Genomic DNA, 26,342 nt, shown 5'->3' on the forward strand with positions numbered 1-26,342 from the left:
ACGCATCCGGATGCCGCCATGAAGCGCTATGAACGCCTGACCGAAGAAATCACCGCCTCGATCCTGTCCGGCCTGCTGCAGGTGGGCGACCGCCTGCCTTCGGTGCGGCAGACCAGCGCCAGCCGCGGCGTCAGTCCGTCCACCGTGTTCAAGGCGTACTACCTGCTGGAAGCGCGCGGCCTCATTCGCGCGCGCGACCGGTCGGGCTATTACGTGCAGCGCGCGCCGCGCGCCGTGTTGCCCGAGCTGGACAGCGTGTCCAGCGCCAGCGCGGGCCGCCATCCGGTGGACGTCAGCGACAACGTGCTTCGCGTGCTGAACGCCACGCTGCGCCGCGACATGCTGCCGTTTGGGTCGGCGTTTCCCAGTCCGTCCTTGCTGCCGTACAGCCGGCTGGCACGCTTCATGGCGGCGACGGTGCAGAAGCTGGATCCGTGGGGGTCCATCGATGACCTGAGCCCCGGCGACGCGGCGCTGCGGCGCGCCATCGCGCTGCGCTACCTGGCCGACGGCCTGACCGTGCCCGTGGACGAGATCATCGTCACGAACGGCGCGCTGGACGCGCTGAACCTGAGCCTGGCGGCGGTGACCCGCCCCGGCGATGCCGTGATCGTGGAGTCCCCCACCTTCTATGCCGCGTTGCAATCGCTGGAACGCAACGGCCTGCATGCCATCGAGGTGGCGACGCATCCGCGCGTGGGCATCGATCTGGACGCCCTGGAAAACGCCATCCTGCAGCACCGCCCGCGCGCCTGCTGGCTGATGACGACGTTCCAGAATCCGCTGGGCAGCCTGATGCCCGACGAGAAAAAGGAAGCGCTGGTCAAACTGTTGACGCGCCATGACGTGGCGCTGATCGAAGACGATGTGTACGGCGAACTCTATTTCGGCGAGTCCCGCCCGCGGCCCGCGAAGGCCTTCGACACCGAAGGCATCGTGATGCACTGCGCGTCGTTTTCGAAGACCCTGGCGCCGGGGTACCGCGTCGGCTGGGTGGCGGGGGGACGTTACACGCGCCAGATCATGCGCAACAAGCTGACCACCAGCCTTGCCACCCCCGCCCCCACGCAAGCGGCCATTGCGGCCTATCTGGAAAAAGGCGGTTTCGATCGCCACCTGCGGCAGTTCCGGCAGGCGCTGGCGCTGCAGCAGGGCGAACTGCTGCAAGCGGTGGCGCGCTACTTTCCGAAGGGCACGCGCGCCACGCGGCCGGCCGGCGGCTACTTCGTCTGGGTGGAATTGCCCGCGCACATCGACACGCTGAAGGTGCACCGCGCCGCGCTGGACCAGGGCATCAGCATTGCGCCGGGGCCGCTGTTTTCCGCGACGGGCGGGTTCGGCAACTTCCTGCGCCTGAATCACGGCCATCCGTGGAACGACGGCATGGAGCAAGGGATGGCGACCTTGGGCAAACTACTGGCCGGCTGACGGCGGGCGTTCTTTCAGCGATGCGGCGCCTTGCGCTGCGCCTGCATCTGCGCCCGCAACGAGATCGCGTCCGGCCGCATGGGCAGCGCCAGCCGGCCCTGACGGTCGATGGCGCCCCATTCTCCGCCCTTCACGACGCTGTGTTCGCCGTCGCGCGTGCGCTCGATGCGACAGCCCTTGCAGACCGCGGCCAGGCCGCCCTCGAAGCGGTCGACCCAATCGTAGGGCGTGGCCAGCACGCGGTTGAGCTGCTTGTCGTAGTAGGCCATGCCGCCGGCCCAAGGACCGCGGGTGAGGCCTTCCTCGAAGTCGTCGGCGCTGTTGTCGAACGTGACCACGGCCACGGCGCGTCCGTCGGGCCGCACCCAGTGCCACGAGCCGTTGGCCGTGGCGGGCGACAGGCCATCGTCGCCGAAATCCATGCGCGCCAGCACGGCGGGCCGGAACTCGACGCTGTCCTTCGTGGCGCGGGCACAGTGCTCGACGTGTTCCAGCGAGCCTTGCGCCTGCCTGTCCGCAAAGAAGCACGCGAGGTCGTATTCAACGGCGTGGCCCGAGGTGAGAGCCAGCGAGGTCAGCAGGGCGGCGATCAGCATGCGGGGCATCCTAGCATGGCGCCCGCGTGCCGATCGGCATGCTCGTCGTCGGGAAAAAAGCGGCCCGCGGGGACCGCCCTGCCGGTCAGTTGGCCGTGGCGCCCGAATCCTTGACCGCCTTGGCCCAGGCCGCCATCTCGGTCTGGATGAATTTGCCGAATTCCGCCGTGTTCACGCCGGAGGCGCGCGCGCCCTCTTCCAGCAGACGCTGCTTGACCTCGGGCGCCGCCAGCGCGCCGGTCAGCGCCTGGTTCAGCCGCGCCACCACCGCGTCCGGCGTGCCGGCCGGCGCGACGATGCCGTGCCAGGACACCGCCTGGAAGCCGGGCAGGCCGGACTCGGCCATCGTCGGCACGTCCGGCATCGCGGACGAGCGCTCCGGCGAGGTCACGGCCAGGGCACGCAGCGATCCTGCCTTTACGTGCGGCAGCACGCCCGGAATGGTGGTGAACATGAAATCGATCTGGCCGCCGATGAGATCGGTGATGGCGGGGCTGCCGCCCTTGTAGGGCACGTGCGTGAACTGGAGCTTGGCTTCGCTCTTGAACATCTCGCCCGCCAGATGCCCCGGCGTGCCGGCGCCTGCCGAGCCCATGTTGGTCTTGTCGCCTTGCGACCGGATGAAGGCGATGAGTTCCTGCACGTTGCCGGCCTTGACGTTGGGGCCGACGACCAGCACGTTGGGCACGGTGGCCAGCAGCGTGACGGGCGTGAAGTCCTTGACCGCGTCGTAGGAAATGCGCGAATAGAGCGACGGGTTGATGCCGTGCGTGCTGGCGGTGGCCAGCAGCAGCGTATAGCCGTCCGGCGCGGACGAGGCCACCTGCTTGGCGGCGATGGTGCCGTTGGCGCCGCCCTTGTTGTCGATCACGATGGTCTGGCCCAGCGTCTTGGCGGCTTCGGCAGCGACGGTGCGCGCCAGAATGTCGGACGTGCCGCCGGCCGAATGGGGCACGACCAGCGTGATCGGCTTGGCGGGATAGGTTTGCGCCATCGCCGCAGGCAGGGCGGGCGTCAGACAGGCGGCCAGCGCGCAGCGCGCCAGCAAACGAGTGCGGAACATTGATGTCTCCAGGGTTGTGGCCGGCTGCGGCGCCTCGTGCGGGCACCGTCAAGCTGGCGATAAGGCCGGTCCGGTCAGTCCGAACCGAGCTGCAGCTTGTTGGGCTGGCGTTTCTCGATGGACCACTTCAAGAGCGCGGCCGAGCGATAGATGCCATGCGCGAACTTGCCGTAGGGCAAGGTCAGAAACAACGCCATCACGACGCCCAGGTGGACCGCCAGCAGCAGCGCCATTGCGCTGCCATCGCGGCCGGCCAAGAGAGCCAGGCCCGTCGCGCTGGTCAAAAACAGCAGCACGATGAAGCCACGGTCCATCGGCTTTTGCGCCGCGTCACCTTGCAGCGGATGGCGCTTGACGTTCAGCCACAGCAACCCGGCCGGCCCGATCAGAAGGCCAATGCCGCCCGCGGTGCCCAGCAGCACGGGCGCGCTCAGGATCGGATACGGCGCCTGCTGGCCCAGCAGATAGTGGTACAGCGTGGCGACACAGGTGGCCGCAAAGCACAGCATGAAACCGTAGAACGTGAAATGGTGGAACCGCCGGCGCCACAGCGTGAAGGCATCATCGGCGTTGTTGCAGCCCTTGCCGTGGCCGCCGTCCAGGTAGCGCAACCGCAGCGCGTCGTGCGCCGCCTCGGCCACCGCCGCACCGGAGGCCGCCCCCGGGCTGACGTTGCGCCAGAAGCGGGTCACCCCCACCGCCAGCGCCAGCATCGAAAAGCCGAACACCACGCCGAACATCAGCGCCAGCGTGTTGTGCGGAAAGACGGCGTAGAAATTGCCGGCCATCGGTTCATGGAAGAGGCCACCCGCCATCACCACCGCCACCACCAGGAACAGCGCCAGGCCAGCGGCCGTGGCCAGCGACAGCGCCAGGCCATTGCGCTTGTACAGCGTGCCCAGCGCGGCGGGCCACGCGTAATCGGTGTACGTCTGCATCCGCACCTTGGCCATGGCCTGCGGCACGTTGACGGCGAATTCGTGCGGCGGCGCGTACTGGCACGCGTGCAGACAGGCGCCGCAGTTGTGGCACAGGTTGGCCAGGTAGTTCAGGTCCGCCTTGCCGAATTCCAGGCGGCGGGTCATGGCGGGAAACACCGCACAGAAGCCTTCGCAGTAGCGGCAGGCGTTGCAGATCTGCATGACGCGCGCCACTTCGGTTTCGTCGCCGGTCAGCGTTTCGGTCAGCGGCTTGGCGCCCCGGGCATGAAAGCGCACCGGCTGCTCGGCCGGGGCCGCGGGCTGGGCAGGCGTTGAACCCGTCTGACTGCTGGAAAAGGACTGCGCCTCGCGGGCCAGGGCTTCAAGCTGCTTCATGGTGTGCTCCCGCATGTTTCTGGCTGAGCGCCGCCGCCGCGGCGCGGGTGCCGGCAATGCGGCCAAATGCCGTGCCGATGGACATGCCCACCCCGGCGGTATAGCCCTTGCCCAGCACGTTGCCGGCCATCATTTCGCCGGCGACAAAGAGGTTGTCGCTGGGCGTGTCGTTGAACCGGACCGCGGCGGTGTCGTCCACCTTCAGGCCCAGGTACGTAAAGGTGATGCCGGGACGCAGCGCATAGCCGTAGAACGGCGCGGTGTCGATCGGCCGCGCCCAGTGCGTCTTGGCGGGCGTCACACCTTCGGTATGGCAATCGTCCAGCGCCGTGTGGTCGAACTTGCCCACGCGGCAGGCGGCGTTGTAGTCGCCGATGGTCTTGGCGAAGGTGGCCGGATCCAGGCCCAGCTTTTCGGCCAGTTCGGGCAGCGTGTCGGCTTTCACGCCCGGAAACACGGGCGGCATGAAGCGGCCGATCGCCTTGGCGTCGATGATGGAATAGGCGATCTGGCCGGGCTGCATGGCGGTCAGGCGGCCCCAGATCGCGTAGCGCTTGGGCCAGAAGTCCTCGCCTTCGTCGTAGAAGCGCTCGGCGTCGCGGTTGACGACCACACCCAGCGACACGCAATCGATGCGCGTGCAGATGCCGCCGTCGTACAGCGGCGCGCGGGCGTCGATCGCCACGCAGTGCGATTGCGAAGGATCGCCGATGCCGTCGGCGCCGGCGTCCAGCATGAACTTGAGCAGCACGCCCATGTTGAAGCGCGTGCCGCGGATCAGGAAGTTGTCGGCCGGCCACTCGCCGCGCTCGTTCTGGCCCCAGGCCTCGCGCAGCCATTCGCGGTTGGACTCGAAGCCGCCCGCGGCCAGCACACAGGCACGGGCCTCGATGCGTTCGGCGCCGATGCGCGCGGCCACGAAACGGCCATTGTCCAGCTCCAGCGAATCGACCGGCGCGTTGTAGCGGACCTGTACGCCCAGCGCTTCGGCGCTGCGGTAATAGGCATTGACCAGCGCCTTACCGCCGCCCATGAAGAACGCATTGGTGCGGGCCACGTGCAGCGCGCCCGACAGCGGCGGCTGGAAGTTCACGCCGTGGCGGCGCATCCAGTCGCGGCAGGTGGAGGATTCGCGGATGACCAGCCGCGCCAGGTGTTCGTTGGTCTGCCCGCCCGTCACCTTGAGCAGGTCCTGCCAGTATTCTTCTTCGGGATACGCGTCGATCAGCACGTCCTGCGGCGCATCGTGCATGCAGCGCAGGTTGCGCGTGTGCTGCGAGTTTCCGCCCCGCCATTCCTTTGGCGCCGCTTCCAGCAGCAGCACGCTGGCGCCGGCTTCGCGCGCCATCAGGGCCGCGCACAGCGCCGCATTGCCCCCACCAATAACCAAGACGTCAACCATGCCATCTTCCCCAGTTCAAGGGGCAGACTCTACGCAGCGGCGCGACGCTGCGATATCAGGCGGGCGTCAACGGGTGTTCACGATTCGTGAAGAGTCACCACCGCCCATTTGCCCTCCCGCGCCAGGGTGCGGGAGACATCGGCCATGACCAGGCGGGCGGCCAGCGCCGCGGGCGACAGTTCCTCGTCCGACAGGCTGGCGAGCAGGTTGGAGCGAAACAGGTGGGCATCGTCAATACGGGCCATCTGCAACTGGCCGGGTGCGATGCGCGCGGTGGCCGAGCTGGGCTGGATCGTGGCCGCCCCGCCCTGCCGCACCACGTCCATGAGCAGCGACAGGCCGTCGACCTCGGCCACCACCCGGGGCGTGCGCCCCAATTGCTGGAACGCGTTGTTGACCAGCGCCCGCAGGCCGTGGCGGCCGCTGGGCAGCACCAGCGGCAGTTCGGCAATTGCCTCCAGCCGCGTCGTGTCACCAAACGGCACGCCGGGCATGTCGGGCCGGGCGAACAGGAACAGGGGTTCGTCCAGCAGCGGCATCACGCTCCAGCGGCGCGCGGATTCGGCGTGGAACACGATGGCCAGGTCCAGCAGGCGGCCGTTGAGCATGTCGGTCAGATGCCCGGACAGCGCCTCGACCAGATGCAGCCGGATATCGGGGTAGCGCTCGTTCATAGCCTGCAGGAACGGCGCCCCCAGCACCGCGGCCGTGGTGGACGGCAGGCCGACGCTGACGTGGCCCGCCAGCCGCGCCTGCTGGGCGGCCTGGACGGCGTCGTCGGCGTGGCGCAGGGCCAGTTGCGCCTGCCGGAAGAACGCCAGCCCCGCGTCCGTGGGGACGACGCCGCTGGCGCTGCGCTGCAAGAGGCGCGTGGACAGCTCGCCTTCAAGGCGGCTGATCTGCTGGCTGAGCGCCGAGGTGACCATGCCGATCGACATGGCCGCCCGGCCGATGCTGCCTGCCTCGACCACCCGCACAAAGTAACGAAGCTGGCGCAGTTCCATGGGTCAGCCCGGGATGGTCAGTCCCTTGGCGACCGCCGGGCGCGCAACGAAGGCGTCCAGCACGCGCGCGACGTTCTTGAACGACGAAAAGCCGACGAGATCGCCGGCGTCGTAAAACCCCACCAGGTTGCGCACCCAGGGAAAGATTGCGATATCGGCGATGGTGTACTGGTCGCCCATCACCCAGTCGCGCCCTTGCAGGCGCTGGTCCAGCACCGTCAGCAGGCGCTTGGACTCGTCGACGTAACGGTCACGCGGCCGCTTGTCCTCGTAGTCCTTGCCCGCGAACCGATGGAAAAAGCCCAGCTGGCCGAACATCGGTCCGATGCCGCCCATCTGGAACATCACCCATTGCAGCGTTTCAAAGCGTCCGGCCGCGTCGGCCGGAATGAACTGGCCGGCCTTGCTGGCCAGGTAAACCAGGATCGCGCCGGACTCGAACAGGCCCAGCGGCTTGCCGTCCGGCCCGTTCGGGTCGAGGATGGCCGGAATCTTGTTGTTCGGGCTGAGCGACAGGAACTCGGGCGTGAACTGATCCTTGGTATCGAAGGCGACACGGTGGACCTCGTAGGGCAGACCCGTCTCTTCCAGCATGATCGACGCCTTCACGCCGTTGGGCGTCGGCAGCGAATAAAGCTGGATGCGGTCGGGGTGCTGTGCGGGCCACTTCTTGGTGATGGCAAAGTCGTCTAGGGAGGACATGCGGGGTTTCTCCGGGGCAGGCGGGGTTGGGTGACGACAATCCTAGCGCAAAACCCGGTGCAATCCCCACCGCAGCGCGGTTGCCGCCGCCGCAATGGGCAGCACCATGGGCCATTGCGCCAGGAACAGCTCGCGTGTCGCCTCGCCGGGCGCCCAAGTGTTGCCAAACACCTGTGGCGACGGCGGCGCCAGATACAGGGCAACGAGGGCCGCGGCAAAGGTCGCCAGCAGGCGCCAGGTGGTGGATCGCCGCAGCCGGGCCGGGCGCTCGGCCAGGATCAGCACGATGACGCCCGCCAGCCCGGCCAGGACGGCCTCGGCGTAGAAGTCGCGCACACCGTACAGGTAAGGCGCGACGGGGACGACCCAGCCATAGGCGCCGGTCGTCAGCACGGACGTCAGGCAAGCGCCGAACAGCGCGGCGGCGAAGGACAGGAGAAGCAGGTCGAGAGTTCGCGCTAGGAGTTTGGGCATGAGCGGATGGCGGCAAAGGCGTGGCGGGAGGATGCCATACGTTTCTGCCGAGCGCCGGGCGGGGCGTGAAACAGGTTTGTGATGCACAATCCGCCTCGCGCCCGCAAGGCGGCGCCCTGCCCCGCAGGTCACCCCATACCGCCGTGGCGCCCGCCGCGCCCGGCGCCACTGGCAGTCTCCATGAAGCACCCGCAGCAACGTTCCGGACAACCCGCCACTTTCCATCGCCGCCTCATCCCGGCCCGCGCAGATTGGCGCATGGGGGCCGCGGCGTCATGCCTGGCCGCCGCAGCGTGGCTGACCGGTCCGGCCGCGCACGCCGCGGGCCAGGATGCCGCGCAAGCGGTATCCGGCACCCCGGCGGCGCCTGCGGCTGACACCCTGCGCACCACGCGCAGCCTGACGCTGACCCTGTGGGATGGCAAGCGCGCCGCCCCCGCGCCCCACACGCCGTACCGCGCCTTCGTCACCGGCAAGGACGACGCCATCCTCGATACGCCTTCCGGCGACGGCATCCTGCACGGCATCACGGATGGCGAGGGACGCACGGCGCCGATCCGGACGACGCTGCCGCACGCGGAGGACGACTTCACCCTTATCCGCCGCATCGGGGATGGCCCGTGGGGCCACTTCTTTCAGCTGCACAGCAGCGGCTCCCCGGAGCCCTTGCCCGGCTGGCCGTACATCATGACCATGCGCCAGCGCTGGGGCGAAGCCTGGGTGGACCTGGGCTACACCAACCGCCAGGGCGCGACGGCCTACTTCAGCCACGACGTGCCGGCCGGTGCGATCTCGCTGCACATCGACGCGCAAGTCACGCGCGACGGGCCGTGCTTTGCCGAGCTGGACGCCGTCAACCGCGCGTTCGCCCGGAACGACGCCGAGGGCGCCCGCGCCCTGATCGACGGCATGCGCTGCACCCGCAGCGCCGACCAGAAGCTGGACCTGGCGCGGCTGCTGCTGGCCGCCGGCCAGCCCAGCCTGGCGCGCCATTGGCTGCTGCAGGCACGCCAGCGGCCATTTCCGGACATGTTCAAGCCCGTCGACCCGGGCGAGCGGCGCAAGCGGCTGGACGTGGCGCGGCTGCTGGGCATGCCGGATCTGGTGCTGCAGGAGTCGAACGTCCTGCAGGACAGTGCGGCCGGCAAACGCGGGGCGCGTGCCACCGGCGCGGTGGACCTGGCGAACAACACGGCCTATTACCTGGCGGATTTCCCGGACTACCTGCCGCAAGCCGAGGAGCAGGCCCGCCGCTCGCTCGACCGCGTCGGCCCGCGTCCGTACAACCAGGGCACGCTGGGGTGGATTTTGGCCCTGCGCGGGCAGACCGCCGATGGCCTGCGCCTGATGCACACGGCGTACCGCGACCTGCCGCGCGACGAGGAGATGGTGGCCGACTACGGCCTTGCGCTGTGGCGTAGCGGGCAACGGGACCAGGCCACGCGGCTGTGGGACGAGGCGCAGCGCGAATGCGTGTGGGGCGTGCGCATGCACACCGCCTTGCGGGAGGCGGGATACCCGCACCCGTACTTCCTGCCCGCGGATTCCGATGCGGTGAACGACTATCGCGCACGCTGCGCGAAACCGCGGATCAAGGCGAAGACGGCAGGCCTATAATCCTGCCCATACGCTGCGAGTAACGCGCCTGCTGAGGGGCAGCCGCAGGAGACCTTTATGAAATCCTTCCCGACGCGCCTGCTTTCTCTCGTTGCCGCCGCACTGCTCCTTGCCGGCTGCGGCACTGGCCCCGGCGGACCGCCCCACCCCGGCGCGGTCAATCCCTACAGCACCGGCGGCTTCCGTGACGCGGGGCCAAACTATCCCGATACCGGCCGCTGACGCCGCCGCACCCGCCCGGCGTGCAGGACACCCTGCCGCCGCTGTGACGGCCCGAACCGCATAACAGCTTTGCGCCCGCGGGCCCCTCCCGCGGCGCCCGCCAACTCCTAGACTGCCTGCACATACCGCAGTCAAGGAGAAGGCTTTGCAGCCGCTGTTATCGAATCTCAAAGTGCTGGACCTGAGCCGCATCCTGGCCGGTCCGTGGGCCAGCCAGATCCTGGCCGACCTGGGCGCTGACGTCATCAAGGTCGAGCGGCCAGGCCAGGGCGACGACACGCGCACCTGGGGCCCGCCGTTCCTGAAGGATGAAGACGGCCAGGACACCCGGGACGGCGCCTATTTCATTGCCACCAACCGCGGCAAGCGCTCCATCACGCTGGACCTGCAGACGCCCGAGGGCCAGGCGCTGGTCAAGGACCTGTGCCGCGACGCGGACGTGGTGCTGGAGAACTACAAGGTCGGCACGCTGGCGCGCATGGGGCTGGACTATGAGTCGCTGTCCAAGATCAATCCGCGCCTGGTGTACTGCTCGGTCACCGGCTTCGGCCAGACCGGACCGCGCGCCGCCGAACCCGCCTACGACTTCCTGATCCAGGCAATGGGCGGCCTGATGAGCGTCACGGGCGAACGCGACGACCGCCCCGGCGGCGGTCCCCAGAAGGTGGGCGTGCCGATCGTGGACCTGACCACCGGCGTGTACGCCGCGCTGGGCATCGTGGCCGCGCTGTTGCGCCGCGCGCAGACTGGCAAGGGCGAGTACATCGACGTCGCCATGCTGGACGTGCAGGTGGGCCTGCTGGCCAACCAGGCGATGAACTTCCTGCTGGGCAACAAGGTGCCGCGCCGCACGGGCACCGCGCACCCGAACATCCAGCCGCAACGCACGTTTGCCTGCGCCGACGGCGACATCGTCATCGTGGTGGGCAACGACGGGCAGTTCGCCACGCTGTGCGAGATGCTGGGCAAGCCCGAACTGGCGCACGACCCGCGCTACATCACCAACAGTCAGCGCGTGCGCAATCAGGACACGCTGGATCCCGTGCTGGACGCCATCTTTGCTACCCAGCCGCGCGCCCATTGGCTGGCCGCGCTGAAAAAAGCGGGCGTGCCGGCGGGGTCGATCAATACCGTGCCCGAGGTCTTCGAAGACCCGCAGGTCGTGCACCGCGGCATGCTGCGCCGCCTGCCGCATCCGGCCGCCGGCTCGGTGCCGCAGGTGATGAACCCGCTGCGATTCGGCAGCTCGGCGCTGCGCGCCGATGCCGCGCCGCCGCTGCTGGGCCAGCACACCGCCGACGTGCTGGCCGAGCTGGGCCTGTCCGCCGAGCAGATCCAGGACTATCGCGACCGCAAGATCATCTGAACAACAAAGGAGAGAGACATGAGCATGCCGGAGAACCTGGCCGGGCCGTACACGGCGCTGGACGTCGCGATCACCGACGGCGTTGCCACCATCCTGCTGTCCAACCCGCCCGTCAACGCGCTCAGCACCGAGATGATGAACGAGCTGTCCTGGGTGCTGGACCGCATTTCGGAAACGCCTGAGGTGCGCGCAGTGGTGCTGTCGGGCCAGGGCAAGACGTTCTGCGCGGGCGCCGACCTGAAGAACCGCGCGGCCACCATCAAGGGGCCGGGCGACCTGCCGCAACACTCGCGCCGCACGCGGGAATGCTTTCATGCGATCCGCGAGTGCGCCAAGCCGGTGGTGGGCGCGATCAACGGCGCGGCACTGGGCGCGGGCCTGGCCATCGTGGCCTCGTGCGACATCCTGATCGCCGCCTCCACCGCGGTCGTGGGCCTGCCGGAAATCAACGTCGGGCTGCTGGGCGGCGGCCGCCACGGCATGCGGCTCTTTGGCCATTCGCGTCTGCGCCGCATGATGCTGACGGGTCTGCGCGTCGACGGCGACGAACTCTACCGGCTGGGCATCGTCGAGGCCAGCGTCCCCGCCGAGGCACTGATGGACCGCGCAATGGAACTGGCGCGCGAGCTGGCCAGCAAGAGCCCGCTGGCGTCCGTGCTGGCCAAGCAGACGCTCAACGCCATCGAAGACATGAGCCTGCGCGACGGCTACCGCTACGAACAGGACATGACGGCGGCCATCGCCAAGACCGAGGACGCGCAGGAGGCGCGCCGCGCCTTCCTGGAAAAGCGCGCGCCGGTGTTCCAGGGCAAATAACGGGAGCAGCCATGACCAGTGCATTGGAAGGCGTGAAGGTCCTGGACCTGAGCCGCGTGTTTTCCGGGCCGTGGGCCGCGCAGATGCTGGCCGACTTCGGCGCCGAGGTCATCAAGGTGGAGCGCCCCGGACGCGGCGACGACGTGCGGCACCAGGGCTATCCCATGCCGGACCGCGACGGCAAGCCCAGCCGGGAGACCTCTTCGTTCGTCGCGATGAACCGCGGCAAGAAATCCGTGACGCTCGATATCTCGCGCCCCGAAGGCCAGGCGCTGGTGCGCCAGCTTGCGCAGAAGGCCGACATCGTCATCGAGAACTTCAAGGCGGGCGACCTGAAGCGCTACGGGCTGGACTATGCTTCGCTGTCGGAAGTGAATCCGCGGCTGGTGTATTGCTCGATCACCGGCTTCGGCCAGACCGGGCCCTACAGCCATCTGCCGGGCTACGATCCGATCTTTCAGTCCATGAGCGGCCTGATGAGCGTGACCGGCGTGCCGGACGGCGAGCCCGGGGCGGGACCGGTCAAGGCGGGCTATTCCGTGTCGGACCTGACCGCGGGTTTTTATGCGGTGGCGGCCATTCTTGCCGCGCTGCGGCACCGCGACCAGATCTCCGGCGTGGGCCAGCACATCGACCTGGCGCTGCTGGACGCGCAGATCGCGGCCATCTCGCACATCGGCATGAACTACCTGGCCAGCGGCCAGCTGCCCGCCCGCATGGGATCGGCCTCGCAGATCACCGCGCCGTTCCGCGCCTTCGAGTGCCGCGATGGGCACCTGATGGTGGCGGTGGGCAACGACTCGCAGTTCCGCAGCTTCTGCAACGTGATCGGCCTGCCCGACCTGGCCGCCGATCCGCGCTTTGACACCAACCCCAAGCGCGCCGCGGCGCAGGCCGATCTGTCCCGCCAGATCGAGCCGGCGATGCTGACGCGCACGGTGGCGGACTGGAACCAGGCGCTGGCAGCCGCCAATGTGCCCTGCGGGCCGATCTACACCATGGATCAGGTGTTCGAGGATCCGCAGGTGCGGCATCGCCAAGTGCTGGGCAGCGTGACGCATCCGGCGCTGGGCAGCATGCCGGTTGTGCGCAATCCCATTCATTTTTCCGGCACGCCCATCGCACTGGGATTGCCGCCCCCCATGCTGGGCGAGCACACGGCCGACGTCCTGCGCGCAGAGCTGGGCCTGACCGACGCGGCGATCGCGCAGCTGCACGCCGAGGGCATCGTATGAGCGCCGCCGACCACGAACTGATCGAGGAAATCCGCGACAGCGCGCGCGACTTTCTGCAGCGCCGCGACCAGCGGCAACGCAAGCGCCGCACCCCGGGCGGCGACCGCGCGTACTGGCAGGAAATAGCCGCCGTCGGCTGGCTGGGCATGAGCGTGCCCGAAGCGCTGGGCGGTCTGGGACTGGGCTGGCACGCCATGGCCGCCGTGCTGGAGGAAGCGGGCCGCGCCCAATTGCCCGAGCCCCTCGTCGGGGCGGGCGTGCTCAGCACGGCGCTGTTGGCGCGCATCACCCCGGCGGGCGATGCCGCCATTCGGGACGCGATGCTGCAAGCCTTGTGCGCCGGTGAAAAAGTGGTGGGCCTCGCCTGGCAGGAAACCGAAGGGCAGCTTGAGGCCGGCGAATCCGCCGGGGCGTTCGGCGTCACGTTCACCGCGCGCGAAGGCGCCTATGTGCTGAACGGCGAAAAGCGCCACGTCGTCCCCGGCGCGGACGTGGACGGCTGGCTTGTCACGGCCGATGGCGAAACCGGGTCTGCGCTCTTCCATCTGCCCGCCGGCACGCCCGGCGTCACGGTGCAGACGCACGAACGCGCGGACGGCTCGCCGGCCTGCCATCTGACGATCGAGTCCGCGGTGGTTGGCGGCGAGGCGCTGCTGGCGCGCGAGGGCGTGCTGGACGCGGTTGACGAGGCGCTGGACTACGGCCGCCTGATGCAGTCCGCGGAACTCGTGGGCATCGCGCGGCAGGTGCTGGCCGATTCGGTGGCCTACCTGAACACGCGCAAGCAGTTCGGCCAGACGCTCTCGTCGTTCCAGGCGCTGCAGCACCGTCTGGTGGACGCGACCCTGCAGGTCGAGCTGGCGTCCAACAGCCTGCTGGACGCGCTGAACGCCATTGCCGCGGCGCCGGGCGACGTCAAGGCGCGCAAGGCGGCGGCCAGCCGGGTAAAGGCCCGCGCCGCACGCGCCGGCGTCGACGCGGCGCGGCTGGCCATCCAGCTGCATGGCGCCATCGGCTACACCGACGAATGCGACGTCAGCCTGTATTTCCGCAGCGCCCTGCACCTGGCCGCCTGGCTGGGCAACGCCACGGCGCATCGCCAGCGTTATGGCGTGCTGGCGGCCGACCCGGCACCGGAGACGGACGATACGGCTGAGGAAGCCGCCGACGGCAACGACGCCACCGAGTTCCCGCGCGACGCAGACTGGAACGCCATGCCGGAAGCGGCGTTCCGCAAGCTGCTGCGCCGGTTCTTTCGCGCGCATTACCCCGATCATCTGCGGCACGTGCCGTGGCGGCTGCATTGGGACGAGATCAAGGCGTGGTACTTCACCTTGTCGCGGCAAGGGTGGATTGCGCCGTCGTGGCCGCGCGAGCATGGCGGCATGGCGCTGTCGCCCGCCCGGCAGATCGCGTTTATCGAAGAAGCCGAACGCTACGGCGTGGCGCGCGCGCCGGACCAGGGCCTGGTCATGCTGGGCCCCATCCTCATCCGCTACGGCACCGACGCGCAGCGCGCGCGGTTTCTGCCGGGCATCCTGTCCGGCGAGGCGGTGTGGGCGCAGGGCTACTCCGAACCGGACGCCGGATCGGACCTGGCCTCGCTGCGCTGCGAGGCGGTGATCGACGGCGACGAGCTGGTGGTCACCGGCCAGAAGACCTGGTCCACGCTGGCGCAGGACGCGACGCACATGTTCATGCTGGTGCGCACCGACAAGACCGTGAAGAAACAGGCCGGCATCAGCTTCCTGCTGGTGGACCTGAATAGTCCGGGCGTCAGCCGCCGGCCGATCCGCACGCTGTCGGGCCACGAGGAGTTCTGCGAGGTCTTCTTCGACCAGGTCCGCGTGCCGCGCGGCAATGTGGTCGGCGAACTGAACGCGGGCTGGGGCATCGCCAAGGCGCTGCTGGGGTTTGAGCGCCTGTTCAGCGGCAGCCCCAAGCACGCCAGCCACGCCCTGCAGCAGATCTTCAGCCTGGCGCGCCAGCGCGGCCTGCTGGCCGATCCGGCGTTCACCGACCGGCTGGCCGAGTTGCGGCTGGACAGCGCCGACCTGACCGCGATGTACCGCGTGTTTGCGGACATGGCCAAGGCCGGCCGCCCGCTGCCGCCGGAACTGTCGCTGCTCAAGATCTGGGCCACCGAGACGCACGAGCGGCTGGGCGCCCTGCTGATCCAGATCGCCGAGGAATACGGCGGCGCGGCGATGCGCCTGGGCTATGGCAATGGCGGCGTGCAGGCGCTGGCGCCCTACGTCAATGCGCTCGCGGCCACCATCTTCAGCGGCACCAACGAGATCCAGCGCAACATCTACGCCAAACAGGTTCTGGGCCTGCAAGGCGCCTGACAATGACAACGCGCCGGCCCGAGCCGGCGCAACCGGAGAGAGACACATGAAAAAAGCAACCGTACTGGCGGTGGCGGCAATGATCCTGGGCGGCGCCGCCGCGCCCGCCGCCCACGCGGCCCAACCGTGGCCAAGCCAGCCGATCCGGCTGATCGTGCCCTACCCGCCCGGCGGCTCGGTGGACAACCTGGCGCGCCTGCTTGCGCCGTCGCTGGGCGAGCGCCTGGGCCAGACCATCGTGATCGAGAACAAGGCCGGCGCCAGCGGCACCATCGGCGTGGACGCCACCGTGCGCGCCACGCCCGACGGCAACACGTTCGGCTTTGGCGTGCCGGGCGCCATCACCGGACTGCCCCACGTCATGAAGGTGCCGTACGACGTGTCCAAGATCCAGTACGTGTCGCTGGTCGCGCGCATTCCGCAGGTCATCATGGTCAACCCGTCGTTGCCGGATACCACCCTGGCCGCCTTTGTCGACAGCGCCAAAAAGCACCCCGGCAAATACAACTACGGCTCGGCCGGCAATGTCACCACCCCGCACCTGGGCGGCGAACTGCTCAAGCAGCAGACCGGCATCGACATCATGCACGTGCCCTACAAAGGCGCCGCGCCCGCGGTGACCGCGCTGCTGTCCAACGAGGTGCAGATGTTCCCCGGCGATGCCTCGGCCGCGCTGGGCTTCATCAAGGCGGGCAAGCTGCGCGCGCTGGCCGTGGCCAGCCCGGAACGCTTCGAGGGCCTGCCCGACGTACCCACCACCAAGGAGGCCGGCTTTCCCGGCATCATCGTGGAATCCAACTACGGCGTCATCGCGCCCACCGGCACGCCCAAGGACATCGTCGACAAGATGTCCGACGCGATTGCAAAATCCCTGGCCGACCCGGTCCTGCGGCAGAAGATGATCGACCAGGGCGCCATCCCCCTCGCGACCACGCCCGACGCCTACCGCACGCTGATGGAGACAGAATCGAAGAAGTGGGGCGAGGTCATCAAGCGCGGCAAGCTGGGCCTGCAATAACGCCATGCCCCTGCGCTTTTGCCGTACGCTTATGCCGACTCCCACGACTGCCGACCTGCGCCATCGACCATGCCATCAGCAAAAGCCACGGGCCTGAGCCTGGACCTGACCGCCGACCTTCATAAATGGCGGGCCTTCCTGGCCATCGCGGAACTGGGCAGCATCACGCGCGCGGCGCTGTACCTGGACCAGGACCAGTCGGTGCTGAGCCGCCGCATCAATGCGCTCGAGCGCGAGTGCAATGCGCGGCTCTTCAACCGCACCGGGCGCGGCGTGAACCTGTCGGAAGTGGGCGAGCGCCTGTTCCCGCTGGTGCAAACGCTGCTGGGCGACGCCGAACGGCTTGAACTGGAACTGAACGGCGAGGCCCGCGAACCTGCCGGCGAGGTCACGCTGGGCCTGTTGCCATCGACCGCGCACCCGCTTATCCGCCGGCTGTTTTCGCGGCTGCGCCAGCAGTTTCCCAAGGTGCATCTGAAGATTCTGGAAGGCTCCAGCGGCCAGATCGAGGAATGGCTGACCGACAGCCGCGTGGACATCGCCATCCTGTACCGCTACGGCGACAAATGCCCGCCCGGCGAGCAGGCGTTGGCGTCCGTGGACTCTTACCTGGTCGGCGCGGCGGGCGACGCGCGCACGCACGCCGGCGAGGTCACCTTCGATCAACTGGACGGACTGCCGTTCATCCTGCCCGGCGCGCCCAATGGCCTGCGCAACGCGCTGGACGGCCTGGCGCGGGCGCGCAAGATCACCATCGCGCCCCTGATCGAGGCCGACTCGCTTCCGCTCATGAAGTCCATCGTCGAACACGAGAAGATGTACACCGTGCTGCCGCTGCACGCCGTCTGGCAGGAAGTGCAGGAGGGACGCCTGAGCATCGCCGCGCTGCGCGATCCCACGATGAGCCGCATCATCTCGATGGCGTTCTCGCGCTCGAAGGGTCCCGGACGCACGGTCACGGAAGTTGCCACGCAGATCGAGGCGCTGGTGCGCGAGATCGGCGGCGAAGGCGTCTGGCACGCCAGCCCGTAAGCGGCGTCCACCAGTGGGTTCAGGGTGCGGGTTCAGCGCGGGGGCTCAGCGCGCCCCCGCTTGTATTTATGCAAAGCCGTACAGACGCTCGGGGTTGTCCACCCAGACCTGCCTGCGCAGCGCGTCATTACCCAGCCAATCGTGCGCCAGGTCCACCAGCGCGTCGGCCGACGGCGCCGCCGCCCCCATGCGCACGAAGGGCCAGTCCGATCCCCACAGCACCTGATCCGGATTGGCGGCAGTGAAGGCATCGTGGATGAAGCGCGCGTTTTCATAATCGGGCGCGGCCCCCACCCGGCACACCGTCAGCTTCATCCAGATCCTGCCGTCGGCCAGCAGCCCGCGCAGCAGCTGGAACACCGGATCGGCCTCGCCCCGCGCCGGGACCAGGCTGCCCAGGTGGTCGATGACCAGCGGCAAGTCCAGCTTTGCCAGCTCGGGCAGATGGCGCAAATAGGTATCGCACGGCGCCCACAGCTGCGCGTGCAGGCCAAACTGCTTCATACGCGGCGCAAGCGCCGCGACCTGATCGAATCCCACGCTGCCGGGAAACAGGTTTCCCGCGGGGTCGCGCGCCTCGACGAAGCGCAGGCCGCGCACGCCGCCGTCATGCAAGGCTTGCAGCTGTGCGTCCGTGACGGACGGATCCGCCACCGCGATCCCGCGCAGGCGGCCTGCGCCTTCGCGCAGCGAGTCCAGCAAGGCATCCGGGTTCGTGCCATAGGGCGCCGGCTGCACCAGCACCCCGCGCGATGCGCCCAGCGTGTCCAGCATGCGCAGATAGCGCGACGCCGGCGCGTCCGGCGCGGCGTAGGACGAGGGATGCTGCAGGGGAAAACGGTCGTAGGGACCAAAGACATGGCAATGCGTGTCGCACGCGCCCGCCGGCAGGGCGTGGCGCGGCGTCACCGGCATGCGGGGCGTTTCCACGCTGTCCGGCACATAGGCGCGGGCCTGCCCGCCTGCGGCGGGATTTGCGGCGGCGCTCATGGCTGGCTCCCGGTCAGGGGCGCAAGCCGGCTCAGCACCGGCGCGCCCGCTTGGCGCGGCGTATCCAGCGGCGGCGGCGCGTCGTCGGGCATCGGGATCTCGTGCGCGTTCAGCGTCATGGACACCATCGTGTAGTAGCCGATCACGGCGGTCAGTTCCACCACGCCCACGGCGTCCCACCGCGCGACGGCCTGCGCATACAGGTCGGGGGCGACCTGACCGGTCTCCTGGATCTGCCGCGCAAACTCGTAGACCACCGCGTCGTCGGCGTTGTCGAACACGGGCGTTTCGCGGGCCTGGATCGCGTCCAGCACGGCGTCCGAGATACCGGCGGCGCGCGCCGCCTGCGCATGGATGTGCCATTCGATCTGGCTGTTCCAGCGGCGCGCCGTCACCACAATGGCCAGTTCGCTGACGCGCGGCGCCAGGCTGGTGCCAAAGCGCAGCAACGCGCCCAGCGCCTGCCAGCGCTCGGCCAGTTCCGGGCTGTGCAGCGCGGCGCGCAAGGGGCCGACAAGGCGTCCGCGCGGACCGGAGACGATCTTCTCGTACACGCGCTTCTGGTCGTCGGTCATGGTGTCTGGCGTGGGCAGCGGGATACGGCTCATCTTCGTCCTCTCGTTACGGGGTTTCGTCGGGCTGCGTGCGCATCACGGACGGGCGCGCGGCAAACCGCGCGTGCCAGGCCGCCAGCGCCGGGTGGCCGTCGCGCCAGGCGATATCCGGGAAACGATAGTCCATGTACGACAGCGCGCAGCCGATGGCGATCAGGCCCAGGTCGAAGCGGCTTGCCTGCAGCGCGGGCGCTTCGGCCTCCAGCGCGGACAGCACCGCCCGGGTCTTGAGCGCAAAGGCGTCCAGCCACGCGGGCGTCTGCCGCGCCTGGGGCTTGTTGCGTTCCTGGCGGAACAGCAGCAGCGCGTCCAGAAAGCCATCGCCCAGCGCCTGGCGGCGTTCGGCGGTCAGGCGCGCCTGCGGGTCGGCCGGCAACAGGCCGCAGCCCGTCAGCGCGTCCAGGTAGGCGCAGATCACGCGCGAGTCGTACAGCGGCTGGCCATCGTCCAGCACCAGCGTCGGCAACTTGATGAGCGGATTGTCGGGCACCAGGTCCAGGTTGGGCTTGTCCATCGCGACCGGCGTGCGCACGAGCGTCACGCGGTCCTCGATGCCGGCCTCGTGAATGACGATCATCACCTTGCGCACGAAGGGCGATCGCGGCGACCAATGCAGTTTCATCGACAGGCTCCAAAAGGGTTCAAGGTCTTCTCGGGCATTCAATGCCCCTGCGCGGGCCGCACGGCGGGATCGTTGGCCGCGTCGGGCGTGCGCATCTGAAAGAGATCGCTGGTGTGCGCGTACCAGCCCGCGCCGTGCATGCGGCCCAGAAGGCGCAGCGCGGGCGTGTCCACGTAGAATTTTTCGGCGTTGAGCAAGGCGTCGTCGCGCAGGTACAGCGCCACCACGCGCGCCAGTACGATCACGCGCTGCGGCGCCGCATCCAGCACCTGCCAGACCTCGCACTCCAGCGCCGCGGGACTTTGCGCGATGCGCGGCGGCGCCACGATCAGGGACGGCTCAGTGGACAGGCCGGCGCGCACCAGTTCATCGATGCCGGCGTCGTAGTCCAGGCTGGTGTGGTTCATCTGCTCGACCAGCTCCGCCGACACCAGGTTGATCACGAACTGCCCGGTCTGCAGGATGTTGCGCGAGGTGTCCTTCAACTGGCCGCCGCGCGGGCCGATGCCCAGCGCGACGATGGGCGGATCGCTGCTGACCACGTTAAAGAACGAGAACGGCGCGGCGTTGCGCGCGCCTTGCGGCGACTGGCTGACCACCCAGGCGATGGGCCGCGGCACGACCACGCTGGAAAGCAGCTTGAAGGCGTCGGCCGAGGCCAGTTTGCTGAAATCGAAGTTCATGGCGCGGGAGGGTTGATCGTCATTTGGCCAGCAGCCCCAGCGTGCCGAGCAGCCGCTGCATGTCTGCGCGGTCCTTGCGGACATAAGCGCCGGCGTCCTGGGGCGACAACGCCATCAACGATATCGCCTGATCCTGCATCACGCGGCGGTAGTCGGGATCGTCGTTCACGCGCCGGACGGTATCGCTCAGCGTCTGCACGATGTCCGGGGGGGTGCCCGCGGGCGCAGCCAGGCTGTACCACGTAGCGGCCTGCGCGCCCGGCACTCCGGCCTCATCCAGCGTCGGCACATCGGGCAGCAGCGGCGAGCGCTCGCTGGCCGCGTACGCCAGCGGCACCAGCCGGCCCTGGCGGATGAACGGCAGGCTGGCCGACAGGTTCAGCATGGCCAGGTCGATCTGTCCGCCCACGGCGTCATTGATCGCCGGCGACGCGCCCGCATAGGGAATGTGATTGAGCTGCACGTGCGCGGCCTGCTGGAACAGTTCGGCGCCCAGGTGCGTGGCGCCGCCCACGCCGGCCGAGCCATAACTGAGCTTGCCGGGTTCGGCCTTGGCGCGGGCGATCAGCGCCTGCACCGTCTTGATGCCGCGCGACGGGTTGACGACCAGCATGATGGGCTGCACCGCCACCACCGAACAGAATTCGAACGCCTGGATGCCGTCGTACGTGGTCTTCTGCATCAGCGGCGTCACCACGTGGCCGGCCGAGGTGCCGAGCAGCAGCGTGTAGCCGTCAGGCTTGGCGCGGGCCACGAAGCCCGTGCCGATGGACGCGCCCCCGCCCGGCTTGTTCTCGACCACGACGGGCTGGCCCAGCCGCTTTTCCAGGGCGCGCGCCAGGCTGCGCGCCACCACGTCGGCCGGACCGCCGGCGGCGTAAGGATTGATGAGCGTGATGGGGTGGTCGGGATAAGCCGCCGCGGCCGGCGCGGACAGCGAGACGACGGACAGCGCGGCCGCCGCCGTCAGCAGGATTCGAAGCATCGAGGGCATGGCAGGTCCTTGCGTGAAAGCGGTGATGGCGAGACGGGCTGGCGCTCAGTCGGCGCGTGCGCCGGAGGCCTCGATGATCCGCGCCCATTTCTGCGTATCGGCGCGGATGCGTTCGGCAAACGCCTCGGGCGTGCTGTAGGTTGTCTGGATGCCGTATCCGGCCATGCGCTCGACCATCTGCGGCGCCAGCATCACGCTTTTGATGTCCGCATTCAGCCGGTCGATGATCGGGCGCGGCGTGCCCGCGGGCGCCAGCACGCCTGACCACAAGCTGACTTCGAAGGATTCGAAGCCCGGCGACTCCGAGATGGCGGGCACGTCGGGCAACGCCGCCAGACGCTGGCGGCTGGTCACGCCCAACGCCTTGACCTTGCCCTGCTTGACCTGTTCGACAAAGTTGGACGAGGTGTCGATCATCATCGAGATGCGTCCGGCCATGAAGTCGTTGATCGCCCCAGACGTGCCCTTGTACGGGATGTGGCGGATATCCACGCCAGCCGTGGACTTGAACATCTCGCCCGACAGATGGCTGGTGGTGCCGCTGCCCGAGGAACTGAAGGTCAGCTCGCCCGGCTTTTTGCGGGCCAGCTCCGCAAGCTCCGCGACCGAGTTCACCTGCAGCGCCGGGTTCACCACAAGCAAGTTTGCGGTCAGGTTGGTCATCGCGATCGGCGCAAAGCTCTTCTGCGGGTCGTAGCGCAGCTTGGCGTACAGCGTGGGGTTGATCGTCAGCACACCCATGGTCGAGTACAGCAAGGTGTAGCCGTCCGGCGCGGCGTTGGCCACCGCCTCGGCGCCAATCGCACCGCCGGCGCCGCCCCGGTTCTCCACCACGACGGATTGGCCCAGTTTTTCGCCCAGCCCCTGCGCCAGGGCGCGGGCCATCAGGTCGGTGGCCCCGCCCGCCGGAAACGGAACGACCAGCCGCACGGGCCGGTCGGGATAGGTGGACGCGGCACCCGCCGCGGAAATCAGCCCCATGCCAAGGCAAAGCCCGGCCGCGGTCAGCGCACTTGCGATTTTCATGCTGTCTCCAAACTTCGTTCTTGTGTTTGCAGCATGGTAGGCGCCGGACCGGGCCGGGGCTATGCGCGGGATCGCATATCTGGTTTGCGCGGGGTCTGGCCCCGGCTCAGCCGGGTTGGGCCAGCAGCCGCTGGATCTCGGCCTCGGTTTCCTTGTACCGGCCCTCGCCGAAGTGGGTGTAGACCACCTTGCCTTGCTTGTCGATCAGGTAGGCCGCGGGCCAGTACTGGTTGCGATAGGCGGTCCAGGTGGCGTAGCGGTTGTCCTGCGCCACCGGATAGGTGATGCCGAAGCGTTGCAGCGCCTTTTCGACATTGGGCGTGGATCGCTCGAACGGAAACTCCGGCGTGTGCACGCCCACGACGACCAGGCCCTGGTCCTTGTACTTCTGGTGCCAGCTCGTGACGTACGGCAGCGTGCGGATGCAGTTGATGCAGGTGTACGTCCAGAAATCCACCAGCACGACCTTGCCGCGCAGCGATTCCATGGTCAGCGGCTCGCTGTTGAGCCATTTTTCGATTCCCGTGAATTCCGGGGCCTGCGCCGGCGCGGCCTGCGCGGCGCCTTGCATAAGAGAGGCGGCAATCAGCGCGCCCAGGGCTATCTTCTTGAACATGGCAAACATGGCGAACTCCTTGAAGGTCAGGCGAAAAGGTTGGTGATCCAGGCGTAGGCCAGGACGTCGTACTGGAAGTAGATGGCGATGGCGGTCAGGACCAGCAGCACGCCGAAGCCTTGCTGCAACCGGTGCGTGTAGCGCGACAGGCCACGCACGCGGGTGGCGATGGCCTGCCCGCCGTAGGCGATCACCAGCATGGGCACGCCCGCGCCGATGGCGAACACCAGCAGCAACGTGCTGGACTGCACCAGATCCTGCGCCTTGGCCGCCAGCACCAGAATGGAAGCCAGCACGGGGCCTGCGCACGGCGTCCATACGGCGCCCAGGGACAGGCCCAGCACGAAGCCGCCTGCATTGCCGCTGCCCGTGCCGCCCGCCGCGGACAGGCGCTGGAGCGGGCCGCCGATGCGGGCGATCAGGCGGTCGTAAGGGCCGGGCCAGATCCGCGCCAGACCGAACAGCGCCAACAGGACGATCGAGGTCGAGCGCACGGCCTCGTGCACGTGTTCATTCAGGTTGGAAATCAGGCTGAGCGCGATGCCCAGGCCCGCAAAGGCCAGCACGAAGCCGGACACGACAAACAAGGGACGCAGGCGGCCGGACCGTTCCAGCGAGGTGCCCAGCAGCACGGGCAACAGAGGCAGCACGCAGGGCGACGCAATGGTCAGCATGCCGGCAAGCAACGCGATGGGAGTATTGATGAGGTCCATGGGGGTCGTCCTTGGGAAAGTGACCCCATTGCACCCGCCGCACGTATCCGGCTTGTGCCGGATCGGCGGATTTTTTCAAGCGCGTGTATCCGCCGCCCGGGCGTATACAGTACGACACACTCCGCGAGCGGCCCGGCGCTATAACCCGTTCACACCCCGCACCGGAGCCCCTCATGAAACGCCTGCTTGCCGTCCTGCTGCTGCTCTTTGGCGGCTTTACCGCCGAGGCCGCCAAGCCCTTCCAATGCCAGCTCATTTCCAACAGCCGTCCGCGCCGCGATCCCCTGCCCCCGGGCGAACGCTAGGCCGATAGAATTCCTGAACCCCTCGGCGCGCAGCGCGCGCCGCCCTCACCCACCAAGAAGGCATCCGCAAATGGACCACACAGACCACGTCATGATCGTGGACGACGATCGGGAGATTCGCGAACTGGCCGGCGGCTTTCTGCGCAAGAACGGCCTGACGGTCACGCTGGCGGCCGACGGGCGGCAGATGCGGTCGCTGCTGGACAGCCTGACGGTCGACCTGATCGTGCTGGACATCATGATGCCCGGCGACGACGGCCTGGTGCTGTGCCGCGAACTGCGCAGCGGCAAGCACCGCCGCATTCCGATCCTGATGCTGACGGCGCGCAGCGACGACATGGACCGCGTGCTGGGTCTGGAGATGGGCGCGGACGACTACCTGGTCAAGCCCTTCGTGGCGCGCGAGCTTCTGGCGCGCATCAAGGCCATCCTGCGCCGCACCCGGATGCTGCCGCCCAACTTCCAGGTGACCGAGCCGAGCCGCGAGATCGCCTTCGGCGACTGGCGGCTGGACACCACGGCGCGCCATCTGCTGGACACCGACGGCACCATCGTGGCGCTCAGCGGCGCGGAATACCGGCTGCTGCGCGTCTTCCTGGACCACCCCCAGCGCGTGCTGAACCGCGACCAGCTGCTTAACCTGACGCAGGGCCGCGACGCCGACTTCTTCGGGCGCTCGATCGACCTCCTGGTCAGCCGCCTGCGCCAGCGCCTGCGTGAAGACGCCCGCGAACCCCGGTACATCAAGACCGTGCGCAGCGAAGGCTACGTGTTTTCCGCCGCGGTCGAGGTCTCGGAAGGCGAACCGTGACCGGCACGTCCGCGCGCCGGCACGCCTGGCCCCGCACGCTTGTCGTGCGGCTGTTCCTGATCTTTGTCGCGGGGCTTGTCCTGGCCTACGGGCTGTCGTTCGCCTCGCTGTTCTACGAGCGCTACAGCGCCACCCGCAACATGATGCTGGGCGACCTGGAGCGCGACGTCGCCATCGCCATGGACATCCTGGACCGCCTGCCCGCCGCCGAGCGCCCGGCGTGGCTGCCGCGCCTGTCCAGCAACAACCGTGAGTACCTGCTGGGCGACGGCAAGGCCGACCAGCCGCTCTCCCTGGATGCCGCGCGCACCGCCGCCCAGTCGATCGAGGCCGCGCTCGGCCCCGCGCGCCCCGTCACCGTGCGCGCGATGGCGGACGACCCCCGCCACATCCAGGCGCGGGTCGTGCTGACCGACGGACAGCCCGCCATCCTGGATATCGAGCTGTCGCGGATGCAACCGGCGCCGTGGCTCTTCGGCGTGCTGGCCGTGCAACTGCTGCTGCTGGCCGGCTGCGCCTGGCTGGCGGTGCGTCTGGCCGTGCGGCCGCTGACGCGCCTGGCGCGCGCCGCCGAGGAACTGGACCCCGACCAGAAAAGCCCGCTGCTCGACGAGGCCGGCCCCGCCGAGGTTGCCCACGCTGCCGTCGCCTTCAACGCCATGCAGGACCGCATCGCGGCGCATCTGGCCGAACGCATGCAGATGCTGGGCGCCATCTCGCACGACCTGCAGACGCCCATCACCCGCATGAAACTGCGCACCGAATTCATGGACCCGTCCGCCGACCGCGACAAGCTGGCGCAGGACCTGAACGAAGTCGAGCGGCTGGTGCGCGAAGGCATCGACTACGCCCGCAGCGCGCACGGCAAGGCCGAGCAGCCTGCCCGCATCGATCTGAACGCTTTTTTGGATAGCCTGGTCTGCGATTACCAGGACACGGGCAAGGCCGTGACGCTTCTGAGCGACTCCGTCCCGCCCTTGATGACGCGCCCGCATGCGCTGCGGCGCATCCTGGGCAATCTCATCGACAATGCGCTCAAGTTCGCGGGCGCGGCCGAGGTGCGCGTGGCCGCGCGGGACGACGCCACCCTGTCCATCCTTGTGCTGGATCGCGGCCCGGGCATCCCGGCGGCGGAACTGGACGCCGTGCTGCAACCCTTTTACCGCCTGGAAAGCTCCCGCAACCGGGACACGGGCGGCACCGGGCTGGGGCTGGCCATCGCGCACCAGTTGGCGCAGGCGCTTGGCGGCTCGCTGATCCTGTCGAACCGCGATGGCGGCGGCCTGTCGGCCGAAGTGCGCATCGCGCCGCTGCCTTCCAAGGATTGAC

The 26,342-nt window shown here is 68.7% G+C and carries 27 protein-coding genes; 12 read left to right on the top strand and 15 right to left on the bottom strand.

Annotated features, from left to right (window positions below):
• Nucleotides 1-18: 18 nt before the first annotated feature.
• Nucleotides 19-1,428, top strand: a complete 1,410-nt coding sequence (locus tag H4P35_RS23315) for a PLP-dependent aminotransferase family protein (RefSeq protein ID WP_180097759.1) — start codon at nucleotides 19-21, stop codon at nucleotides 1,426-1,428.
• 14 nt (nucleotides 1,429-1,442) lie between these two features.
• On the opposite strand, the gene H4P35_RS23320 is transcribed toward H4P35_RS23315, so the two are convergent.
• The 7 genes from H4P35_RS23320 to H4P35_RS23350 form a co-directional block, all read right to left on the bottom strand.
• Entirely contained in the window at nucleotides 1,443-2,024 is a 582-nt protein-coding gene (locus tag H4P35_RS23320; protein ID WP_226847152.1) for a WG repeat-containing protein, read from the bottom strand.
• 85 nt (nucleotides 2,025-2,109) lie between these two features.
• The gene (locus H4P35_RS23325; protein WP_152382636.1) at nucleotides 2,110-3,087 is read right to left on the bottom strand and encodes a tripartite tricarboxylate transporter substrate binding protein; all 978 of its coding nucleotides are present in this window, start codon (nucleotides 3,085-3,087) and stop codon (nucleotides 2,110-2,112) included.
• Nucleotides 3,088-3,161: 74 nt separating this feature from the next.
• A complete protein-coding gene (gene tcuB / locus H4P35_RS23330) occupies nucleotides 3,162-4,403 on the bottom strand; it encodes a tricarballylate utilization 4Fe-4S protein TcuB (RefSeq protein ID WP_226847153.1) in 1,242 nt (413 codons plus the stop codon).
• Nucleotides 4,390-5,805 (bottom strand): FAD-dependent tricarballylate dehydrogenase TcuA, encoded by a 1,416-nt coding sequence (gene tcuA / locus H4P35_RS23335; RefSeq protein ID WP_056325160.1) that lies wholly within the window; start codon nucleotides 5,803-5,805, stop codon nucleotides 4,390-4,392. Before tcuA ends, tcuB begins: the two co-directional genes overlap by 14 nt.
• Before the next feature lie 77 nt (nucleotides 5,806-5,882).
• Nucleotides 5,883-6,809 carry a LysR substrate-binding domain-containing protein gene (locus H4P35_RS23340; RefSeq protein WP_226847154.1) on the bottom strand — a complete coding sequence of 309 codons (927 nt, stop codon included), beginning with the start codon at nucleotides 6,807-6,809 and terminating at the stop codon, nucleotides 5,883-5,885.
• A 3-nt stretch (nucleotides 6,810-6,812) separates the two neighbouring features.
• Nucleotides 6,813-7,511, bottom strand: a complete 699-nt coding sequence (locus tag H4P35_RS23345; protein WP_056325154.1) for a glutathione binding-like protein — start codon at nucleotides 7,509-7,511, stop codon at nucleotides 6,813-6,815.
• Between the two features lie 42 nt (nucleotides 7,512-7,553).
• Nucleotides 7,554-7,985: a hypothetical protein gene (locus H4P35_RS23350; protein ID WP_226847155.1), complete on the bottom strand. Its 432-nt coding sequence runs from the start codon at nucleotides 7,983-7,985 to the stop codon at nucleotides 7,554-7,556.
• Nucleotides 7,986-8,165: 180 nt separating this feature from the next.
• Here H4P35_RS23350 and H4P35_RS23355 point away from each other — a divergent pair, with 180 nt between their 5' ends.
• From H4P35_RS23355 to H4P35_RS23390, 8 genes are all read left to right on the top strand, one after another.
• Nucleotides 8,166-9,602: a tetratricopeptide repeat protein gene (locus tag H4P35_RS23355; protein ID WP_226847157.1), complete on the top strand. Its 1,437-nt coding sequence runs from the start codon at nucleotides 8,166-8,168 to the stop codon at nucleotides 9,600-9,602.
• 57 nt (nucleotides 9,603-9,659) lie between these two features.
• The gene (locus H4P35_RS23360; protein WP_226847158.1) at nucleotides 9,660-9,824 is read left to right on the top strand and encodes a hypothetical protein; all 165 of its coding nucleotides are present in this window, start codon (nucleotides 9,660-9,662) and stop codon (nucleotides 9,822-9,824) included.
• A gap of 145 nt (nucleotides 9,825-9,969) precedes the next feature.
• Nucleotides 9,970-11,190 carry a CaiB/BaiF CoA-transferase family protein gene (locus tag H4P35_RS23365; protein ID WP_226847159.1) on the top strand — a complete coding sequence of 407 codons (1,221 nt, stop codon included), beginning with the start codon at nucleotides 9,970-9,972 and terminating at the stop codon, nucleotides 11,188-11,190.
• Between the two features lie 18 nt (nucleotides 11,191-11,208).
• On the top strand, nucleotides 11,209-12,006 hold the full coding sequence (locus tag H4P35_RS23370) for an enoyl-CoA hydratase/isomerase family protein (protein WP_370638942.1): 798 nt from the start codon (nucleotides 11,209-11,211) through the stop codon (nucleotides 12,004-12,006).
• Nucleotides 12,007-12,017: 11 nt separating this feature from the next.
• A complete protein-coding gene (locus H4P35_RS23375; RefSeq protein ID WP_226847160.1) occupies nucleotides 12,018-13,241 on the top strand; it encodes a CaiB/BaiF CoA-transferase family protein in 1,224 nt (407 codons plus the stop codon).
• Nucleotides 13,238-15,589: an acyl-CoA dehydrogenase gene (locus H4P35_RS23380; RefSeq protein WP_226847161.1), complete on the top strand. Its 2,352-nt coding sequence runs from the start codon at nucleotides 13,238-13,240 to the stop codon at nucleotides 15,587-15,589. The genes H4P35_RS23375 and H4P35_RS23380 overlap by 4 nt, the downstream gene beginning before the upstream one ends.
• A gap of 46 nt (nucleotides 15,590-15,635) precedes the next feature.
• The gene (locus H4P35_RS23385; protein WP_226847162.1) at nucleotides 15,636-16,607 is read left to right on the top strand and encodes a tripartite tricarboxylate transporter substrate binding protein; all 972 of its coding nucleotides are present in this window, start codon (nucleotides 15,636-15,638) and stop codon (nucleotides 16,605-16,607) included.
• Between the two features lie 69 nt (nucleotides 16,608-16,676).
• Nucleotides 16,677-17,639, top strand: coding sequence for a LysR family transcriptional regulator (locus H4P35_RS23390; RefSeq protein WP_108005945.1), 963 nt, complete (start codon nucleotides 16,677-16,679; stop codon nucleotides 17,637-17,639).
• 66 nt (nucleotides 17,640-17,705) lie between these two features.
• On the opposite strand, the gene H4P35_RS23395 is transcribed toward H4P35_RS23390, so the two are convergent.
• The 8 genes from H4P35_RS23395 to H4P35_RS23430 all read right to left on the bottom strand — a co-directional run bounded on the left by H4P35_RS23395 (nucleotide 17,706) and on the right by H4P35_RS23430 (nucleotide 23,897).
• On the bottom strand, nucleotides 17,706-18,629 hold the full coding sequence (locus H4P35_RS23395) for an amidohydrolase (RefSeq protein ID WP_226847163.1): 924 nt from the start codon (nucleotides 18,627-18,629) through the stop codon (nucleotides 17,706-17,708).
• Nucleotides 18,626-19,237: a carboxymuconolactone decarboxylase family protein gene (locus tag H4P35_RS23400; protein ID WP_226847164.1), complete on the bottom strand. Its 612-nt coding sequence runs from the start codon at nucleotides 19,235-19,237 to the stop codon at nucleotides 18,626-18,628. Before H4P35_RS23400 ends, H4P35_RS23395 begins: the two co-directional genes overlap by 4 nt.
• Nucleotides 19,238-19,250: 13 nt before the next feature.
• Nucleotides 19,251-19,865, bottom strand: coding sequence for a glutathione S-transferase family protein (locus H4P35_RS23405; protein WP_226847165.1), 615 nt, complete (start codon nucleotides 19,863-19,865; stop codon nucleotides 19,251-19,253).
• Between the two features lie 38 nt (nucleotides 19,866-19,903).
• Complete coding sequence (locus H4P35_RS23410) at nucleotides 19,904-20,548, bottom strand: flavin reductase family protein (RefSeq protein WP_226847168.1); 645 nt, start codon at nucleotides 20,546-20,548, stop codon at nucleotides 19,904-19,906.
• Nucleotides 20,549-20,567: 19 nt separating this feature from the next.
• Nucleotides 20,568-21,533: a tripartite tricarboxylate transporter substrate binding protein gene (locus H4P35_RS23415; RefSeq protein ID WP_226849530.1), complete on the bottom strand. Its 966-nt coding sequence runs from the start codon at nucleotides 21,531-21,533 to the stop codon at nucleotides 20,568-20,570.
• A 54-nt stretch (nucleotides 21,534-21,587) separates the two neighbouring features.
• Nucleotides 21,588-22,568, bottom strand: coding sequence for a tripartite tricarboxylate transporter substrate binding protein (locus tag H4P35_RS23420; RefSeq protein ID WP_056325121.1), 981 nt, complete (start codon nucleotides 22,566-22,568; stop codon nucleotides 21,588-21,590).
• Between the two features lie 106 nt (nucleotides 22,569-22,674).
• Nucleotides 22,675-23,193, bottom strand: coding sequence for a thioredoxin family protein (locus tag H4P35_RS23425; RefSeq protein ID WP_175234681.1), 519 nt, complete (start codon nucleotides 23,191-23,193; stop codon nucleotides 22,675-22,677).
• Nucleotides 23,194-23,210: 17 nt separating this feature from the next.
• A complete protein-coding gene (locus H4P35_RS23430) occupies nucleotides 23,211-23,897 on the bottom strand; it encodes a cytochrome c biogenesis CcdA family protein (RefSeq protein WP_056325945.1) in 687 nt (228 codons plus the stop codon).
• A gap of 173 nt (nucleotides 23,898-24,070) precedes the next feature.
• On the opposite strand from H4P35_RS23430, the gene H4P35_RS27195 reads away from it, so the two are divergent.
• The 3 genes from H4P35_RS27195 (at nucleotide 24,071) to H4P35_RS23440 (ending at nucleotide 26,341) form a co-directional block, all read left to right on the top strand.
• Nucleotides 24,071-24,202: a hypothetical protein gene (locus H4P35_RS27195; protein ID WP_255616198.1), complete on the top strand. Its 132-nt coding sequence runs from the start codon at nucleotides 24,071-24,073 to the stop codon at nucleotides 24,200-24,202.
• 70 nt (nucleotides 24,203-24,272) lie between these two features.
• The gene (locus H4P35_RS23435) at nucleotides 24,273-25,013 is read left to right on the top strand and encodes a response regulator (protein ID WP_226847169.1); all 741 of its coding nucleotides are present in this window, start codon (nucleotides 24,273-24,275) and stop codon (nucleotides 25,011-25,013) included.
• Nucleotides 25,010-26,341, top strand: coding sequence for a HAMP domain-containing sensor histidine kinase (locus tag H4P35_RS23440; RefSeq protein ID WP_226847170.1), 1,332 nt, complete (start codon nucleotides 25,010-25,012; stop codon nucleotides 26,339-26,341). The genes H4P35_RS23435 and H4P35_RS23440 overlap by 4 nt, the downstream gene beginning before the upstream one ends.
• Nucleotide 26,342 lies beyond the last annotated feature (1 nt).

This window comes from Achromobacter sp. 77, assembly GCF_020541125.1.
GTDB classification, from domain to species: domain Bacteria; phylum Pseudomonadota; class Gammaproteobacteria; order Burkholderiales; family Burkholderiaceae_B; genus Achromobacter; species Achromobacter mucicolens.